General features: G+C 54.2%; 18 protein-coding genes. 8 read left to right on the top strand and 10 right to left on the bottom strand.

What is annotated here, in order from left to right:
* Positions 1-46 precede the first annotated feature (46 nt).
* From oqxR to KIF87_RS16190, 3 genes are all read right to left on the bottom strand, one after another.
* Positions 47-526: an efflux pump transcriptional repressor OqxR gene (oqxR, locus tag KIF87_RS16200; RefSeq protein WP_025760257.1), complete on the bottom strand. Its 480-nt coding sequence runs from the start codon at positions 524-526 to the stop codon at positions 47-49.
* A gap of 137 nt (positions 527-663) precedes the next feature.
* Positions 664-2,052 carry a sensor histidine kinase gene (locus tag KIF87_RS16195; protein WP_213329477.1) on the bottom strand — a complete coding sequence of 463 codons (1,389 nt, stop codon included), beginning with the start codon at positions 2,050-2,052 and terminating at the stop codon, positions 664-666.
* Positions 2,052-2,729, bottom strand: coding sequence for a response regulator (locus KIF87_RS16190; RefSeq protein ID WP_213329475.1), 678 nt, complete (start codon positions 2,727-2,729; stop codon positions 2,052-2,054). The genes KIF87_RS16195 and KIF87_RS16190 overlap by 1 nt, the downstream gene beginning before the upstream one ends.
* 203 nt (positions 2,730-2,932) lie before the next feature.
* Here KIF87_RS16190 and KIF87_RS16185 point away from each other — a divergent pair, with 203 nt between their 5' ends.
* Positions 2,933-3,769: a MipA/OmpV family protein gene (locus KIF87_RS16185; RefSeq protein ID WP_213329473.1), complete on the top strand. Its 837-nt coding sequence runs from the start codon at positions 2,933-2,935 to the stop codon at positions 3,767-3,769.
* Positions 3,770-3,892: 123 nt separating this feature from the next.
* On the opposite strand, the gene KIF87_RS16180 is transcribed toward KIF87_RS16185, so the two are convergent.
* Positions 3,893-4,441 carry a hypothetical protein gene (locus tag KIF87_RS16180; protein WP_249665935.1) on the bottom strand — a complete coding sequence of 183 codons (549 nt, stop codon included), beginning with the start codon at positions 4,439-4,441 and terminating at the stop codon, positions 3,893-3,895.
* A 179-nt stretch (positions 4,442-4,620) separates the two neighbouring features.
* Between KIF87_RS16180 and KIF87_RS16175 the strand changes: the two genes are divergently transcribed.
* Positions 4,621-5,046, top strand: coding sequence for a VOC family protein (locus KIF87_RS16175; protein ID WP_213329470.1), 426 nt, complete (start codon positions 4,621-4,623; stop codon positions 5,044-5,046).
* A gap of 303 nt (positions 5,047-5,349) precedes the next feature.
* On the opposite strand, the gene KIF87_RS16170 is transcribed toward KIF87_RS16175, so the two are convergent.
* A complete protein-coding gene (locus KIF87_RS16170) occupies positions 5,350-6,117 on the bottom strand; it encodes a COG4705 family protein (RefSeq protein WP_213329467.1) in 768 nt (255 codons plus the stop codon).
* A 446-nt stretch (positions 6,118-6,563) separates the two neighbouring features.
* Between KIF87_RS16170 and KIF87_RS16165 the strand changes: the two genes are divergently transcribed.
* Positions 6,564-8,279 (top strand): SulP family inorganic anion transporter, encoded by a 1,716-nt coding sequence (locus tag KIF87_RS16165; RefSeq protein ID WP_213329465.1) that lies wholly within the window; start codon positions 6,564-6,566, stop codon positions 8,277-8,279.
* Positions 8,280-8,322: 43 nt separating this feature from the next.
* Here KIF87_RS16165 and dmsD read toward each other — a convergent pair whose 3' ends face one another.
* From dmsD to KIF87_RS16150, 3 genes are all read right to left on the bottom strand, one after another.
* Positions 8,323-8,937: a Tat proofreading chaperone DmsD gene (gene dmsD, locus KIF87_RS16160; RefSeq protein WP_213329462.1), complete on the bottom strand. Its 615-nt coding sequence runs from the start codon at positions 8,935-8,937 to the stop codon at positions 8,323-8,325.
* A 93-nt stretch (positions 8,938-9,030) separates the two neighbouring features.
* On the bottom strand, positions 9,031-11,469 hold the full coding sequence (gene ynfE, locus KIF87_RS16155; RefSeq protein ID WP_213329459.1) for a selenate/tellurate reductase subunit YnfE: 2,439 nt from the start codon (positions 11,467-11,469) through the stop codon (positions 9,031-9,033).
* 132 nt (positions 11,470-11,601) lie between these two features.
* The gene (locus tag KIF87_RS16150) at positions 11,602-11,868 is read right to left on the bottom strand and encodes a DUF1161 domain-containing protein (RefSeq protein ID WP_029739394.1); all 267 of its coding nucleotides are present in this window, start codon (positions 11,866-11,868) and stop codon (positions 11,602-11,604) included.
* 104 nt (positions 11,869-11,972) lie between these two features.
* Between KIF87_RS16150 and KIF87_RS16145 the strand changes: the two genes are divergently transcribed.
* Positions 11,973-12,683: a YnfC family lipoprotein gene (locus tag KIF87_RS16145; protein WP_213329456.1), complete on the top strand. Its 711-nt coding sequence runs from the start codon at positions 11,973-11,975 to the stop codon at positions 12,681-12,683.
* A 17-nt stretch (positions 12,684-12,700) separates the two neighbouring features.
* On the opposite strand, the gene speG is transcribed toward KIF87_RS16145, so the two are convergent.
* Together speG and KIF87_RS16135 are read right to left on the bottom strand one after the other, a co-directional pair.
* Positions 12,701-13,261, bottom strand: a complete 561-nt coding sequence (gene speG / locus KIF87_RS16140; protein WP_029739396.1) for a spermidine N1-acetyltransferase — start codon at positions 13,259-13,261, stop codon at positions 12,701-12,703.
* Entirely contained in the window at positions 13,261-13,599 is a 339-nt protein-coding gene (locus KIF87_RS16135; protein ID WP_023311550.1) for a DUF1283 family protein, read from the bottom strand. Before KIF87_RS16135 ends, speG begins: the two co-directional genes overlap by 1 nt.
* Before the next feature lie 152 nt (positions 13,600-13,751).
* Here KIF87_RS16135 and KIF87_RS16130 point away from each other — a divergent pair, with 152 nt between their 5' ends.
* The 4 genes from KIF87_RS16130 (at position 13,752) to KIF87_RS16115 (ending at position 17,878) form a co-directional block, all read left to right on the top strand.
* Positions 13,752-14,078, top strand: a complete 327-nt coding sequence (locus KIF87_RS16130) for a YnfA family protein (RefSeq protein ID WP_032657499.1) — start codon at positions 13,752-13,754, stop codon at positions 14,076-14,078.
* 111 nt (positions 14,079-14,189) lie between these two features.
* Positions 14,190-15,404 carry a D-mannonate dehydratase ManD gene (gene manD / locus KIF87_RS16125; RefSeq protein ID WP_063145672.1) on the top strand — a complete coding sequence of 405 codons (1,215 nt, stop codon included), beginning with the start codon at positions 14,190-14,192 and terminating at the stop codon, positions 15,402-15,404.
* A 14-nt stretch (positions 15,405-15,418) separates the two neighbouring features.
* Positions 15,419-16,438 (top strand): Zn-dependent oxidoreductase, encoded by a 1,020-nt coding sequence (locus tag KIF87_RS16120; protein WP_213329453.1) that lies wholly within the window; start codon positions 15,419-15,421, stop codon positions 16,436-16,438.
* A gap of 72 nt (positions 16,439-16,510) precedes the next feature.
* Positions 16,511-17,878 (top strand): MFS transporter, encoded by a 1,368-nt coding sequence (locus KIF87_RS16115; RefSeq protein WP_213329450.1) that lies wholly within the window; start codon positions 16,511-16,513, stop codon positions 17,876-17,878.
* Positions 17,879-18,035 lie beyond the last annotated feature (157 nt).

Raw genomic sequence — 18,035 nt, 5'->3', positions numbered from 1 at the left:
ACCGCCTTCACTGTGAAGGCGGTTTTTTTTCGCATCAGGGAAAACGTTACGACGTTTTTTGATACTGGGCAATAAGGTCTGGAAGCGGATCCCATCCGCTGCTGTCGGCGTTTTTAACCGCCTCCAGGGCGCTTGCCACGGTATGGCGAGCCAGCACCGCTAACGACGCCTGCTCAGCTTCTTCGGAGATAGACTTGAAGTACCAGCAGGCGTTAGCGCTGACCACGCAGCGGGCCGGTACGTCAGGGCGCGACGCCCACAGCTTTTTATCTTCGATGACCGAAAGGTAGATGTCGCGCAGGGTGATCTCTTCCGGCGGGCGACCAAGATGAATTGAGCCGTTACGGCCAAGCGTTGAGACGATAATGCCGTCACGCGTCAGCGGAACCATCAATTTGCGGATGAAGCTCGGGTTCGCTTCCAGACCGTAGGCCAGAATCGCACTCGTCGAACGTTCACCCAATTGCTCCGCCATCGCTACGCTGAGAACCATCTGCAAAGCTGTCGGGAAGCGGTAATCTAACATTTTTGTATCCTGGGTTGCGGTGAATCTTGTTCTTTTTGGCACCGCAGAGGTGAATAAGCAATAAACAACAATATAACAAATACGGTAATTATTTTGAAGCAATCTGCGGCATTTGCGATCAAACACCCTGTTCTGGTTTAGCTAAACGTGCGGTCCGGGAAGTCAACCGTCACCATCAGGCCACCTTCTGCAGAAGTACTCAGGTTTACGCTGCTGCTGTGCTGCTGCGCCACCGCTTTGACGATGGCAAGCCCCAGCCCGCTGCCGCTTTGCACCTGATTAGGATCGCGGAAAAACCGGTCGAACACGCGCTCCCGCAGCTCAGCCGGAATACCGGGCCCTGCATCTGAAACGCGAAGCCGCGCGAAGTTCTCTAACGTGCGGACATCGACCTGAATCCGCCCGCCCTCGGGACTGTACTTCACGGCGTTCTCAATGAGGTTATCAATGAGCGACACCAGGCGTTCCCTGACGCCTGGGACCCAGATTTCATCCTCGGCGAAAAATTCCAGTTCAATCCTGCGTGCAGACGCCAGCGGCTCCAGCTCGGCCATTCGCTCCTGAATGAGCGTCGTTAGCGGCACGGGCTCCAGGTCCGTATCAAGGCGCGCTTCACTGTGCATCATCAGCAGCAGCTGGTTGACGAGGCGCGCAGCGCGGCTGTTGCTGCGAATCACCCCCGCCAGCAGCTCCTGCTGGCTCTCGCTGATGACCCAGGACTGCAGCGCTTCCACGTTGATGCGCATCGCCGCGAGGGGAGTGCGCAGCTCGTGTGCGGCATCCGCAATGAAAACCCGTTCCCTTTCCGCGCTTTCACGCACCCTGGCAAGGAAGTCGTTGATCGCGTCCACCATCTGGCGAAGCTCCCTGTGCCTGGGAACGGCTTTTAAGGGAGAGAGATCGTCAGGCGTGCGTAACGTAATTTCATTGACCACCTTGTTCCAGGGGCGCATCGCAATGCGGATTGACAGCCACGCGGGAAACAGCAGAAAAGGGAAGCAGACCAGCAGCGGCAGGATGTAGTAGCCGCGCGAGTTCAGGTAGATAAAGAAGTTCCAGCCGCTGGCAGGGGTGAAAAGGGTAACCTCCACGTCGGAGTGAGGGGATTTGAGGGTGCGGCTGGTCCAGACGCGGCCTTCACTCTGCACATGTTCCATTTCCCCCAGCCGGGTGTTTGTTACCCCTGCGGGCGCTCCCTGTGATGAAAATATAACGGCATTATTCTTGCGAACGATGAGGTTAATCGACAGTACGGGATCTTCCCCGCCGCCATAGCCCTCACGCAGCGCCTTGCTGAAGGATTCCAGCACTGCGGTGCGATCCTGCGGGTGTTCGTCCATCCGCTCGACCAGGGTAAAAAGGGTGTCGTAGGTATTACTGCCCGTGAGGATGGGAGGACTACGCAGGTCCTCCCAAAGAATGAAGGTTACAAAAAGACACCACAGCAGGGTAAGCAGCAGCATCTGGGCGATGATAATTCGCCGTACCAGCGTTGGTCGCCTCAGGTGATACCAGACGTTTTGCATTAGCCGGTCACCTTCCGGACTGAGACGGTATCAATGACATACCCGACGCCCCGCACCGTTCGCACATAGCCGTCGCCGATCTTTCGCCGCAAATTTCCCATATGTACGTCGAGCGCGTTGCTGAGGTTCTCTTTGTTGCCGAATATCCGCTCTTCCAGAAACCGTCGCGTAATCACGCGGTCCGCGCGCAGCATTAGCGTTTCGAGTAGCGCATATTCACTCGCCGTCAGGTCTACGTGGCGCGCGCTCACCGTTACGCGACGCGTCGGGACATGAAGCGATAGGCCTCGAATTTCTATCGCCTCATTCTCGAAACCGTAGCTGCGCCGCGCCAGGGCTCTGACTCGCGCTAGCAGCTCGGCGAGAATAAAAGGTTTGACGAGATAGTCGTCAGCACCCGCATCCAGCCCGCAAAGCCGATCCTGCAGCGTGCCTCGTGCGGTCAGGATGATGACCGGGATCCCCTTGAGTTGCTGGCGCAAACGCGTCATCAGGCTCATGCCGTCGCCGTCGGGCAGCCCCAGGTCGAGCAAAATAAGTTCCGGCACGCAGACGTCCAGCTGATGCAGCGCATCCTCTTTACGGCGAACCCATATGACGTCAAAACCTTGATCTGAGAGGGCGATACGTACGCCATTGCCGAGATCCAGGTCGTCTTCGATTAGTAGAATTTTCACACTGGTAACTGTATCAACCGTGAATGAAGAACATCTTAAGAAAAAAACGGTATCAGGAAACCTGTCCGGTTTACAGCACCTGCTCGCGCTTCAGTGTTTCTTCATATTCGGCTCATCAGAACCTTAGGGTCGGTATTCAGAATGGGCGTTCTGGCGGTTAACCGCATGCATCGTCATCATTTGAATCCAAAAGGGCTTCTGTAATGAGAAACATCGAACTGCGTCATACGTTCCCCCATTTACTCTCGGGTCGCAGCCTGAAAAACATCGTGCCGGGCGTCGTTCTGGCGTTACTGGCCACGCCCGTACTGGCGGCAGAACAGAGCCAGGGTAACGTCATAACCCTGGGGGGCGGCGTGGACGTCGCGCCGCGCTACTCGGGTTCAGATAAAACCCGCGTCAGCGCGGCTCAGGTGGTGGATTACGCCATGGCAAACGGCTTTTTTATCGGCACCACGCGGGGTATCGGTTACGGCAACAACCTCGGCAACCTGGACTACAGCGCCGCGCTGAGCTATCGAATTGGCCGTAAAGATAAAGACGTGAGCAGCGATTCGATCAGCTCCGGCAGCGACGAGCTGCGGGGGATGGGCGAGATAAAAGGCTCGGCAATCGTTGTGCCTGGGCTGGAGTACAAGGTGACCGACTGGCTTCATCTGCAGCTGCAGGCAGAGGTACCGGTTTCTGAGAGGGACAACGGTGAAGCGGTGCATTTCGGCATTTCCAGCCCGTTCTATACCTCACCCAAAAATGAGGTGACGCTGGCGCTGACCGGCAGTTGGGGGTCCGACAAGTATATGCAGACCTACTACGGGGTCAGCGCCGCTCAGTCGAGCGCATCAGGGTTTGCCCGACATGACGCCGGGGCAGGGATTTATGCATATTCAATGAATCTGGACTGGACCCACAGGCTCACCTCGCGCTGGAGCGTGCTTGCCTCAGCGGGCGTTACGCAGCTCACGGGGGATGCGGGGGATAGCCCCATTGTGCAGCGTAAAACATCGCCCACGGGGAGTTTGAAGGTGACGTACAGTTTCTGATCGTTAGCTGCGGTGGCTTAACGTTTTGAGCGCGCACCAGCGGTAATTTAAGCCGCTCCGGTTGAGATGGCGGGGCGGTTCCCTTTGCAGACAGTTACAGCACTGCACAGGTGGTTGACGGATTTATCTAAAGCTCCATTGTGCCGTAATGACAAACACGGAAGGTATGATAATACCCACATCCATTCCAAAATAAGACGTAAAATTATACTGGAATCCATGATATATGTAAGGAGAGAACCCTATCCCTGTTACTTTTTTAAAATCATGGTATGAACCATGGTCGCCACAATCATCGAAAGTATCAAAGAAAAATTCACCTACATATCCATAGATTCCTTTAAAAACCCAACCGTTATCCCATCCAGCCCAGTCTCTTCTAACCCCAGCAGCCAGGCATCTGTCATTAAAGCTGTTTTTCATTGTGCCTAGCACAACACTGTATTTCGACGTATCCGAGAATTTTCTCTCCACGGAAACAAACTTATTTTCAAAGTTCTCCGTGTATTGTCCGTGATTATGCGTCAGATGATAAACGTATGATCCAGTGTTTATTGAATACAGATTTATTTCGTCTGCAAAACAATGCAATGTAACCAGATAAAAACTTCCGCACCTCAGCCATGTGGGGGATGTTTTTCGATCTGCCTGCTTATGTGGAATATCATCCATATTCGCTCACTCTGGCTAACGTACTGAAATTATAAGGCCCGATCTTCGGCCTTTAGCTGAACAAATTTTAGCATACATACGGAAACTTGAGGTCTTCTCGTCACGGGTTGGGGGGGAGATGACCTTACCCTCTGAGGTATAATGTTTGTTCAGATAAACGGCAAAGAGGATGTGACAAGATGCTGACTTATATCACTATAGGTACAAATGACCTTCAGCGCGCCGTGGCGTTTTATGACGCTATTTTTAGCGTGCTTGGCTATTCACGTTTGCCTGCCTGGACCGAGGACTGGGCAATGTGGGGAGATGAAAATAATCGGGACGAGGGGTTCAGCTTCTGTATTTGCCCTCCTTTTGACGGGCATCCCGCAACGGCGGGAAACGGAACCATGTTCGCATTCCGTGCAGATAACGCGGACCTTGTCAGACGGTTCCATGCCGCAGGCCTCCTTGCGGGAGGGAAGAATGAAGGCGCGCCAGGGACACGAACCGCATACGGCCCCGATTTTTATGTTGCCTATCTGCGCGATCCTGACGGGCATAAGCTGGCATGCGTTTTCCAGCATTATTCTCCTGAAGCCGATACGTTCACGGACGAAGAATAGTCACTTTCCCTATTAAATTTTAGGGTTTTGAGCGTTTTCAAAACATAGCAGTGAAATTCGGCGCTTCTGGGGCGCATTTCAAATGAAAGAGTTAAGCCAGTATTTGTTTTAAATAATGCACAATATCATAGCAAAGGTCCGGATTAATAAAGAGAACAAACAGAGCTAACACCAATTGTAGTATTAGTAATAACTTCATCGCTAGCGCTCCGGCAGTAGAGACGTAGGGAGAAAATTAGCTGCAACCCGTTCAAGAGCTAAAAGAATCATAAACCCCGGATGCTTAACCCGGGGAATCTACGATTATTTTTCCAGCGCATCCATCTTGTGACGAAAGGTCAGGTAGCCGATCAAGCTTATAATGATCAATAAAAAGATAACGCTGGTGCCGGTTGTGCCCAATCCAAAACCTCCATTCCCTTCCGATTGAGAAAGTAAATCACCACAGGAAGCCCCGAATGGGCGTGTAAGAATATAGGCGACCCAGAAGCACGTGATGCTGTTTGCTCTAAAGCGATAAAAAGCAATTGCTGTTAATCCTATACCGGCACCGAATAGCGCTGCGGCATTCATGTAACCAAGATCTAAGCCCTCCGATAGCCAGTCGCCAGCTGCGGTTCCCAACGAAAAGGTAAAGAGGATGGCCACCCAGTAAAAAATCTCGCGCTTACGGGTTGTAATACTATGGATAGAGAGCGTGTGTTCTTCGTTATACCAGAGCACAAAGGTCAGAATCAGCAGTGCACCAAACACGCCTGAGGACAAAGAAAGAGGTACGGCAAAATGGTCGGTCAAATTATCGGTTACCAGCGTACCGAATACACTTATTAGTAGCACTGTCGTCCAGTAAATAGACGGGATATAGCGCGTGGTGCGCAGTTGGGTTACCAGTGAAATGATAAATAACACGAAGGTTAGTAGTGTGGTGTAAGTCAGTCCCCAGCCGAGATCCATATTCAGAAAATCGGCAGCTGTTTCGCCAACAGTTGTAGACATCATTTTGATAAGCCAGAAGAAAAGCGTAACTTCTGGGACTTTATTGAGCCAGGTATTCTTTGGGTTGGTTATCATTTTGGCGCCCTTTGCCATAGTGTGATTATTTCACACTAACGTGGCTAACTTAGCTGTACCTTAGGGAGACATTTTTTTTCAAGTCATCGTAGTCTTTGTCCTGTTTGCAAAAAGCTTTGATTTTTAATCTCTTGCATACAAGAAAGTACAAATGATGAACAGTTTTGACTTGCATCTAACACCGAACCTCAAACCTGTCAGATCCTCGGCTGCCTGTCTGCTGGTAACCGATCTCTCACCAGTATGTAGCACTGCAACATGTGAAAGGGCCCACTCCTGCTAAGCGGTCGTTTTTGAACTATGTTTAACACAATCAGAATAATAAATAGTTGAACTGTTATTAAATTCTGAACAGTGGCGGTCTTAATCCGGAGCATTTGAAAGCCAGAACCTCACTGAGAAGTGTGCCAACATAACGCGGGTAATATTTATATCCGGAGAATAACGTGTTCGGAAAAGTTTTATTAAACTACATGCCAGGTTTACAAAATTTGTTAGCCTACGACAAAAGCTGGCTAAAACAGGATGTTAAAGCCGGGTTATCCGTTGCGGCTGTCGCGCTACCCGTTGCTATTGCGTATGCTGAGCTGGCAGGTGTTGGGGCAATAGTGGGGCTGTATTCCTGCGTTTTACCGATGATAGCGTATGCGCTGTTTGGTTCTTCACGTCAGCTTATTGTTGGCCCTGATGCCACGACCTGCGCGGTGATTGCGGCCGTCGTGTTTCCTCTTTCTGCAGGTAATCCCGAACTGCACTGGCAACTAACAATCATCATGACGTTGATGATGGGCGGATGGTGCCTGCTTGCCAGTAAATTTCGCCTGGGCGCACTTGCCGATCTGCTTTCTCATCCCATTCTTACGGGTTTGCTTAATGGCGTAGCCGTGACGATTATTGTCGGGCAATTAGGCAAGGTTTTTGGCATCAAGCTAGATGAAGCGCAGGTTATTGAGAAAATAATGGCCTTGCCAGGCCGACTTTCAGACAGCCATTTATTAACGATAGGGATATCACTTATAACGTTAATTATTTTAATCGTTATCAAAACGTATCGCAGCCACTGGCCAGCACCGTTGATTGCCATTGTGCTGACAACGGTTCTGGTGTGGGGAACATCTGCGCAACAGTATGGTATCGCCACGATTGGGGGGGATGGCTTCCAGCCGGGTTTACCCGTCGTTAACTGGGGAGCGTTCCAGCCCGGTCCGATGCGTGATTTAGTGATCCCGGCGCTGAACCTGGCCTTAGTCAGTTTTGTCAGCCTGATGCTGACCGCCCGCAGTTTTGCCGCGAAAAATGGCTATGAAATCAATGCTGATGCAGAGTTCAGAGCGCTGGGTATTGCGAACATTATGTCTGGGTTATCTCAGGGGTTTGCTATCAGTGGAGCCGACTCCCGGACCGCGGTTAATGATTCAGTGGGTGGGAAAAGTCAGCTGGTTTCCATCGTCGCGGCCTTACTCATCGGTATCGTCGTGGTGTTTTTCACTCACCCATTACAATTTATTCCGGTATCTGCATTAGGTATTGTTCTAATGTATGCCTCGTGGTCATTAATTGATTTACGCGGGCTATGGAATCTGAGGCGCAGAAATAAACAGGCATTTCGCCTGGCCTTCTTCACGTTTGGCTGTGTGTTAATTATCGGCGTTATTCAGGGGATCGGCCTTGCGGTGCTGCTTGGGCTGCTACAGTTCCTTCGTACAGTGTTTCGTCCCTCTGAGCACTTGCTGGGCACTGACGAAGATGGAATGATTCACTCATTAGGCAATACAACCGATATTAAAATGGTCCCGGGCGTGCTGATGTATCGATTTAACTCACCGTTGACCTATTTTAATGTGGCTTATTTTAAACGTCGGGTATTGAACCTGGTTGATGGTGCGGCATTACAACCTAAATGGGTGGTCATTGATGCCGTTGCTTGCTTCACCTATTCAGACATCAGCGTTCTGGCAACCATTAATGAGTTAAAGCGTGACCTGAAGGGTCGACAGATTAAATTAATCCTTGCGGGCAGGAAAACGGAATTAACGCGCTGGTTTAAAGAGAGTCGGCCAACGATGAATGACGATGACATGATTCTGGCGCCAGACCTCTATCTCGCACTTCGGTTCATTCAAAGCAAAGAGAGTGTGAGTGAAACAGGTGGAGAGGCATAAGAAGTTAAAGGCTTGCCCGCCACTCGCGAGCAAGCCTCCCGCCTTAGCGATACAGCGTCTTTTCCGCAATCGGAATAAGCAGCCCGGATCGCCAGTCCGCGAGCGTCAGCTGCGCAAGCCTGCCCAGCGCGGTAAAAAACGGATGCCCGGCGTTGTCGACAAACACCGACAGGAAACGGGTGCTCCACGGCAGCAGGTGCCACGCCAGAAGCTGAGCGCACTCCGCTTCGCGGCCATTCTCGGCCAGCCATGCTGCCAGCAGCAGCAGCGTACCAAAGTGATCTTCCGGCTCGTTCTGCTGCATCTCAAAAGTGATATTGTTCTCCCGCATCCACTGGCGCAGCGCGAGGGTCGAGTCGCCAAACAGCACGGATTCGCGGTCAAGCCAGACGGATCCCCACGGCGGGGCAGGCAGGGCGTAAGGGCCAATAAACAGGCGTTGCCAGGCGTCCGTCAGCGGCTCATCGGAAGATGAGGCAAACGTATCGGCTACAGGCTGCAGCGTTTCAGAAGGCAGGGGCCAGTCCTGAATCCATTCGCCAGCGGTGAGCGCTTTCACCAGCGGCGCGGCCTGCTCGCTGTCGGGAGCGAAGTAAAACAGCGCGCCCAGCACCCGGGCGCTGAACGCGAACGATTCACGATGTGAGACGTCTTTCATTAAACCTTCCTTGCTCGCGCGGATGACGTCCGCGCGACTGTGTTAACCGATAATACTGACCATAGAATAAACCAGGGTCTCGCGTTTCACTCTCTATACCTTCTCAATCTGCACCAGATTGGTATGCTGCGGGTTGCCTTTTGCCAGCGGAGAAGGTCGATGGGTCGTCAGCGTGTTGATGCATGAGCCGTGGTCGATACGATCGCCACTCATATTGGCATCGTGCCAGGCACCCTGGCCCATGGCGCTCACGCCGGGCATGATGCGCGGCGTGACCTTCGCTTCAATTCGCACCTCGCCGCGGCTATTAAAGACGCGCACCGTATCGCCGTTCTTGATGCCGCGTTTTTCGGCATCGACAGGATTAAGCCAGACCTCCTGACGGCAGGCCGCTTTCAGCACGTCGACGTTACCGTAGCTCGAGTGGGTACGGGCTTTGAAGTGGAAGCCGAACAGCTGCAGCGGGAACTGCGCGCGGTCGGGCGCGTCCCAGCCGTCAAAGGTCGATGCGTAGACGGGCAGAGGGCTGATGGTCTCATCTTTTGCCAGCTCCCAGGTGGCCGCAATCTCCGCTAGCTTGCTGGAGTAAATTTCAATCTTGCCCGATGGCGTTTTCAGCGGATTGGCTTCCGGATTCTCGCGGAATTTTTTATAGGCCACAAAGTGTCCGTTAGGATCTTTGCGCTTATAAATGCCCATTTTTTTCAGCTCGTCATAGGACGGCAGCATAGGGTCTTTTTCGAGCATTTTGGCATACAGGAACTGGAGCCACTGTTCCTGCGTGCGTCCTTCGGTGAATTTCTGATGGATATCCGGCCCGAGGCGTTTCGCCACTTCGCTCATGATCCAGTAGATAGGCTTACGCTCGAACTTCGGCGCGGTCACGGGCTGGAGGAAAATCAGGTAGCCCATGTTGCCCGCATAATCGTTAGGAATGATGTCTTCCTGCTCGACGGTCATCAGGTCCGGCAGCACGATATCGGCGTACTTCGCTGACGAGGTCATGAAGTTGTCGATGACGACAATCATTTCGCACTTGCTTTCATCCTGCAGGATATCGTGGGTTTTATTGATATCGGAGTGCTGGTTGATGATGGTATTACCCGCATAGTTCCAGATGAACTTAATCGGCACGTCCAGCTTATCTTTCCCACGCACGCCGTCGCGCAGGGCGGTCATCTCCGGCCCGCGGGCAATGGCGTCCGTCCAGCTGAAGCAGGAGATTTGCGTTTTGACCGGGTTATCCGGCAGCGGCATACGCTCGATGGTGATGGTATACGTTGATTCACGCGCGCCGCTGTTACCGCCGTTGATGCCTACGTTTCCGGTGAGGATTGGCAGCATGGCGATGGCGCGGGACGTCAGCTCGCCGTTTGCCTGACGCTGCGGTCCCCAGCCCTGGCCGATGTAGGCTGGTTTGGCGGAGCCGATTTCGCGGGCAAGCTTGACGATACGATCCGCCGGAATGCCGGTGATGCGTGAGGCCCACTCCGGCGTTTTCGCCGTGTGGTCATCGCCCTGGCCGAGAATGTACGCTTTGTAGTGGCCGTTAGCGGGCGCGCCTTCCGGCAGCGTTTTTTCGTCGTAGCCAACGCAGTATTTATCCAGAAACGGCTGGTCGACCAGGTTTTCGTCGATTAATACCCAGGCAATACCCGCCACCAGTGCGGCATCGGTACCCGGACGGATCGGGATCCACTCATCTTCGCGTCCGGCCGCCGTATCGGTATAGCGCGGGTCGATGACAATCATGCGCGCGTTGGACCGCTCGCGAGCCTGCTCCAGATAATACGTAATCCCACCGCCGCTCATGCGCGTTTCCGCCGGATTATTGCCGAACATCACCACCAGCCTGGTGTTTTCAATATCCGAGGTGCTGTTCCCGTCGTTGCTGCCGTAGGTGTAAGGCATCGCGCAGGCGATTTGCGCCGTGCTGTAGGTACCGTAATGGCTCAGGAAACCGCCGTAGCAGTTCATCAGGCGCGCCACCAGCGAAGCGTAAGGGGAGGAGCGGGTGATATTGCCGCCGACAATGCCGGAGGAGTAGTTAATATACACCGCTTCGTTGCCGTATTTGTCGACCACGTCTTTCAGGCTGGCGGTGATAGCGTTCAGCGCTTCATCCCAAGTGATGCGCTCAAACTTGCCCTCACCGCGCTTGCCCACGCGTTTCATCGGGTAGTTCAGACGGTCGGGGTGATTGATACGACGGCGAATAGAGCGTCCGCGCAGGCAGGCGCGCACCTGATGGTTACCGTAAATATCCTCGCCCGTGTTGTCCGTTTCGACCCAGTACACTTCGTCGTCGCGGACGTGCAGACGCAGCGCGCAGCGGCTGCCGCAGTTGACCGAGCAGGCGCCCCACACCACTTTATCTTCAGCAGGCTGAACGGCATCCTTCACCGCGGCGGCGGCGCTTTTTAAACCAAAAGGAAGCGAGATCCCGCCAGCGGCAAGCGCCAGAGAACCTATAGCCGTAGATTTCACGAGAGTTCGGCGGCTAATACCGCCGTGATGATCGACCTCAGACATGGCTCACCCCAACATTGAGATTACGTATTATTTTTACCCGTGATTACAACCGGGCTAATGATGGGGTGAGTGTTACTTATTTGGAGGTATTAGATCTTAATCCTCATCAAATCAAAGGGGATTGAGGGTAAATTACTGAGCTTCAGCAGCCCCGTTGCCTGTACGGGTGTACAAAATTTTAAACGTGTCGTTGGCGCAGTGGCCCACCACCTGCGTGCCCGCCTGGTCGGCCTGGTCGTTCGGCACAATGCTGAGCGTAAAACCTGACTCAGGTACGCCGTTGTTGATAATCTTCTGCTGAATGTCGCTTTTCACGCGTTCGCAGGAATCCGGTGCCGCCAGCGCGGCCGTTGAGGCACTCATTAACAGCAGGGCGGTAATCCAGGGTAACCGTTTCATCTCTTGCTCCTTTTCTCTGTGTAGAGATTAATTTTAGCAGGCTTCGTGTAAACAACTGTATTTGCTAATATGATTGGGAATAATCTCCCTTTACGGTAATAAATGTGAAGAAATACGCAGCGATAACGCTACTGGCAGCAACACTGGTGGGGTGCGACAACAGCTCCGCGCCGCTGTCGTTTACGCCCGAGATGGCGAGTTTTTCAAACGAGTTTGATTTTGATCCTCTGCGCGGCCCGGTCAAAGACTTTACCCAGACGCTGTTCAACGAGAAGGGCGAAGTGTCCAAACGGGTCACCGGCACCGTGTCGGCGGAAGGGTGTTTCGATACGCTGGAGCTGCACGACCTGGAGGCCAACACCGGCGTGGCGCTGGTGCTGGATGCCAATTACTACCTTGATGCGGAAACCCAGCAGCGCAAAGTGAAGCTGCAGGGGAAATGCCAGCTGGCCGAACTGCCGTCAGCCGGGGTGACGTGGGATACCGACGACAACGGTTTTGTGGTGGCGGCGCACGGCAAAGAGATGGAAGTGAAGTATCGCTACGATGCGGATGGCTACCCGCTGGGCAAAACCACCGTCTCCGGGGATCAGCACCTGTCCGTCCAGTCGACGCCGTCTAAAGATGTTCGCAAAAGGATGGATTACTCGGCGGTGAGCATGCTGAATGACAAGCCGATGGGCAACGTGAAGCAGAGCTGCGATTACGATCGACACAATAATCCGGTGAGCTGCGATCTTACGATCACCGACGACAGCGTGAAACCTGCCGTTGAGCACAAGTACACCATCAAAAACACGATTGAATACTACTGAGAATAAAACCGCGCAGGTTACTGCGCGGTCGGTTTCAGCAGGCTGGCGCCTGACGGCTTGTGCCCGGCCAGGTGCTGATGCTGGAAGATGCACATGCGAATGGTATTGCGGTATTCACCGTTGATAAAGAACTCGTGAACCAGCTCGCCTTCCACCATAAAGCCCAGCTTGCGGTAGATATGGATCGCTTTCTCGTTCTCTTTGTCCACAATCAGATAGAGCTTGTAGAGATTCAGAACGTTGAACCCGTAATCCATTGCCAGCTTCGCTGCCCGTGAGGCAAGGCCTTTTCCCTGATGCTCCGGGGAAATAATGATCTGAAACTCCGCCCGACGGTGAACATGGTTGATTTCAACCAGCTCCACAAGTCCGGCTTTTTCGCCTTCACATTCCACCACAAAACGACGTTCACTCTGATCGTGAATGTGCTTATCGTAGAGATCGGACAGCTCAACAAAGGCCTCGTAAGGCTCTTCGAACCAGTAGCGCATCACGCTGGCGTTATTGTCGAGCTGGTGGACGAAGCGCAGGTCTTCACGCTCCAGCGGACGGAGTTTAATGTCGCAGGGCGCCGACATTACGGGGCTACCGTGCGGCCAGTGCGGCGATCCAGGCAGCGCAGGGTGTTTGGCTCCCAGTAGGCATTGACGTTTGCACTTTGCTGACACTTATCGCGCGCGTCAAAAGCGACATCTTCTTTGTCCCACTCTTTTTCAGCACGTTTGTTGACTTTGTGACGAAGGCTGCGGGTGTCATTCCATTGTTCTTTGTCCATGGCGGCGTTCTGGCGGCTTTGCGCGCTGTCACCAGACTCAATAATGAGCTTGCTGGTTTCCGCTGTCGCAGAGGCGGCAAAGGCGAACGATGACAGCGCCAGCAGGGCTGTCAGACAAAGGCGTTTGCTTAATGTGGTCATAGCGTTTCCTTTTAAATGGGTGCAGATAATCAAGTTACCCCGAACAGATTCTACACCAAAGAGAAATGACGGCATACCCGCGGAGCAAGTATGGAAAAGTAAAGGACATTATCGGGTATGATGTCTAAATAGATCCTCACCTGACGTTAACTATGCTCAAAACGACGCTGCTTTTTTTTGCTACCGCGCTATGCGAAATCATCGGCTGCTTCCTGCCGTGGCTCTGGCTGAAGAAGGGAGGATCCGTATTGCTGCTCATCCCGGCAAGCGTCGCGCTGGCCCTGTTTGTCTGGCTGTTAACGCTGCATCCGGCTGCCAGCGGCCGCGTCTACGCCGCATACGGTGGTGTCTATGTCTGTACCGCGCTGCTGTGGTTACGCGTGGTGGACGGCGTCAAACTTAGCGCGTACGACTGGGCCGGCGCGCTGGTTGCCCTGTGCGGTATGCTGATCATTGTGGCGGGATGGGGGCGCGCCTGAGCCCCTAGGTTTTGTGATCGCTAGCTGATTTTATGATCATTATACTTGTATGGTAGTAGGGTTGATGGGTAAATTTCCAGCATCACAACGAACGATGTAAGGAAAGGAACTATGAAGATTGTCGCGGCTGACGTGTTTGTTACCTGCCCGGGGCGGAACTTTGTCACCCTTAAAATCACCACCGATGAGGGGATTGTTGGCCTCGGTGACGCTACGCTGAACGGACGCGAGCTCTCCGTTGCCTCGTACCTCAAGGATCACCTTTGCCCCCAGCTGATTGGCCGCGATGCGCACCGCATCGAAGACATCTGGCAGTTTTTCTATAAGGGCGCCTACTGGCGTCGCGGCCCGGTCACCATGTCGGCCATCTCCGCCGTGGACATGGCGCTGTGGGACATCAAAGCCAAAGCGGCCAACATGCCGCTCTACCAGCTGCTGGGCGGCGCATCCCGTGAAGGGGTGATGGTCTATTGCCACACCACCGGACACACGATTGACGACGTGCTGGAGGACTACGCCCGTCATAAAGAGATGGGCTTTAAGGCGATCCGCGTCCAGTGCGGCGTGCCGGGCATGAAAACCACCTACGGCATGGCCAAAGGGAAGGGGCTGGCCTACGAGCCTGCGACCAAAGGCGACTGGCCGGAAGAGCAGCTGTGGTCCACCGAAAAATACCTCGATTTCACACCGAAGCTGTTCGACGCGGTGCGCAGTAAATTCGGCTTTAATGAACATCTCCTGCACGACATGCACCACCGCCTGACGCCAATCGAAGCGGCGCGCTTCGGCAAGAGCATCGAAGAATTCCGCATGTTCTGGATGGAAGACCCAACGCCTGCGGAAAACCAGGCCTGCTTCCGCCTGATCCGCCAGCACACCGTCACGCCTATTGCGGTGGGGGAAGTGTTTAACAGCATCTGGGACTGCAAGCAGCTCATCGAAGAGCAGCTCATCGACTATATTCGCACCACCATTACCCACGCGGGCGGGATCACCGGGATGCGTCGCATCGCGGACTTTGCCTCGCTCTACCAGGTGCGCACCGGCTCGCACGGCCCGTCGGATCTCTCGCCCGTCTGCCACGCCGCCGCGCTGCATTTCGACCTGTGGGTGCCAAACTTTGGCGTCCAGGAATATATGGGCTATTCCGAACAGATGCTGGAAGTCTTCCCGCACAGCTGGCGCTTTGATAACGGCTATATGCATCCGGGCGACAAGCCGGGGCTGGGCATCGAGTTTGATGAAAAACTGGCGGCGAAATACCCCTACGATCCGGCCTATCTGCCGGTGGCCCGTCTTGAAGACGGCACGCTGTGGAACTGGTAAACGAGGAGCGAACGATGAAAAGCGTAGTGATTCAACAGCCGAACGAACTGGTGATTGAAGAGCGGCCACGCCCCGAGCCAGGCGCAGGCGAAGTCCGCGTCAAAATCACGCTGGCGGGGATCTGCGGTTCGGACAGCCACATCTATCGCGGCCATAACCCGTTTGCGAAGTATCCACGCACGATCGGCCACGAGTTCTTTGGCGTGATTGACGCCGTGGGCGAGGGCGTAGACAGCGCCCGTCTGGGCCAGCGCGTCTCGGTTGATCCGGTGATCAGCTGCGGACACTGCTACCCGTGTTCCGTCGGAAAACCGAACGTCTGCACCTCGCTGGTGGTGCTGGGCGTACACCGCGACGGGGGCTTCAGCGAATATGCGGCAGTGCCCGCTAAAAATGCCTGGCCTATCCCGGATGACATTCCGGATAAACACGCCGTCATGGTTGAGCCCTTCACCATCGCCGCCAACGTGACGGGTCAGGCCAATCCTACCGAGCAGGACGTTGCGCTGATTTACGGCGCTGGCCCGATGGGGCTGGTCACCGTGCAGGCGCTGAAAGGCGTCTATAAGGTGAAGCAGGTTATCGTGGTTGACCGCATTGATGAACGCCTGAAAATGGCCCAGAGCAGCGGCGCGGATTGGGTGTTGAATAACGGCGAGCAGTCGTTGCAGGCCGCGCTGGACGAAAAGGGCATCAAACCGACGTTAATCATTGATGCCGCCTGTCATCCGGCGATTTTGCAGGAAGCGATAACCCTGGCCTCTCCGGCGGCGCGCATCGTGCTGATGGGCTTCTCCAGCGAGCCGAGCCAGATTGTTCAGCAGGGCATCACGGGCAAAGAGCTGGCGATCTTCTCCTCGCGCCTCAATGCCAATAAATTCCCGGTCGTCATCGACTGGCTGAAGAAGGGGCTGATCGACCCGGAAAAACTGATCACCCATACCTTTGACTATCACCATGTAACAGACGCCATTGAACTGTTTGAGAAAGACCAGCGGCAGTGCTGCAAAGTCTTGCTCACGTTCGGCCAATAATCATTTACGCGGTTAAGAGCCTGCGCAGACAGGCTCTGGTGGTACGCATCTTACCTTTTAGAGATAGCCATTATGACGCAAGCACAACCTCAAAGAACCACCTCCGATCTGGTGAAAGCCGCCGTTTCCGGCTGGCTGGGCACCGCCCTGGAGTTTATGGACTTTCAGCTTTACTCACTGGGGGCCGCCCTGGTCTTCCATGAGATCTTCTTCCCTGAACAGTCAGCCGCGATGGCGCTGATCCTCGCGATGGGGACCTACGGCGCAGGCTACATAGCACGTATTGTCGGCGCCTTTATCTTCGGCAGAATGGGCGACAGCATTGGTCGTAAGAAGGTGCTGTTTATCACCATCACCATGATGGGGATCTGCACCACGCTGATTGGCGTCCTGCCAACCTATGCGCAGATCGGGATTTTTGCCCCGGTTCTGCTGGTGACGCTGCGCATTATTCAGGGGCTCGGGGCCGGGGCGGAGATTTCCGGGGCCGGGACCATGCTGGCGGAGTACGCGCCGAAAGGCAAACGCGGCATCATCTCCTCGCTGGTGGCGATGGGCACTAACTGCGGAACGCTGAGCGCCACGGCGATCTGGGCGGTGATGTTCTTTGCCCTCGATCGTGAAGAGCTGATTGCCTGGGGCTGGCGCGTGCCGTTCCTCGCCAGCGTCGTGGTGATGATCTTCGCCATCTGGCTGCGTATGAACCTGAAAGAGAGCCCGGTGTTTGAGAAAGTGAACGATGCACAAACCGCGCAGCCGGACACATCGCTGGGTTCAATGGTGAAAAGTAAATCCTTCTGGCTGGCGACCGGCCTGCGGTTTGGTCAGGCGGGCAACTCAGGTCTGATCCAGACGTTCCTTGCCGGGTATCTGGTCCAGACGCTGCTGTTCGATAAAGCCATCCCTACCGATGCGCTGATGATAAGCTCCATTCTCGGGTTTATCTCCATTCCGCTGCTGGGCTGGCTTTCCGATAAAGTGGGACGCCGTCTGCCGTACATTATCCTCAATATCTCCGCCATTCTTCTCACGTACCCGATGCTGTCGATCATCGTCGATAAGAGCTATGCGCCGGGGACAATCATGCTCTCTATCATCGTTATCCATAACTTCGCCGTGCTGGGGCTGTTTGCGCTGGAAAATATCACCATGGCGGAAATGTTTGGCTCGCGAAATCGCTTTACCCGTATGGCTATCTCGAAAGAGGCGGGCGGTCTGGTGGCGGTGGGCTTTGGTCCGGTACTGGCGGGGATCTTCTGCAATATGACCGGCTCCTGGTGGCCGATTGTCGCCATGCTGGTGGCCTATTCCGTGATTGGGCTGATCTCGGCGATCCTGATGCCGGAAGTGCGCGACCGTGATTTGAGCGCTGCGCAAGACGCAGCGGAGTCCGCGCCCGAAGAGAGTGTGGGTTACGGCGCGATCTCCTCGCGACGCTAATGGTTTATAGCTTCCGTGACTTATCACACAACTTTATGTTTATGTCACACCACATGAGCAAAAGTTAATATAAATCAAAATCTCAAACGGCAGTATCAGTATGGTTGATGGCAGTTATTTTTTTACCCCAACTGCCATTCTAGTTGGTGTAGTCAGC

The sequence above is a fragment of the Enterobacter sp. 120016 genome, assembly GCF_018383635.1.
Taxonomy (GTDB): domain Bacteria; phylum Pseudomonadota; class Gammaproteobacteria; order Enterobacterales; family Enterobacteriaceae; genus Enterobacter; species Enterobacter asburiae_D.
Note: the sequence above shows the minus strand (reverse complement) of the source record. Positions and strands in the feature narration are given on the sequence as shown.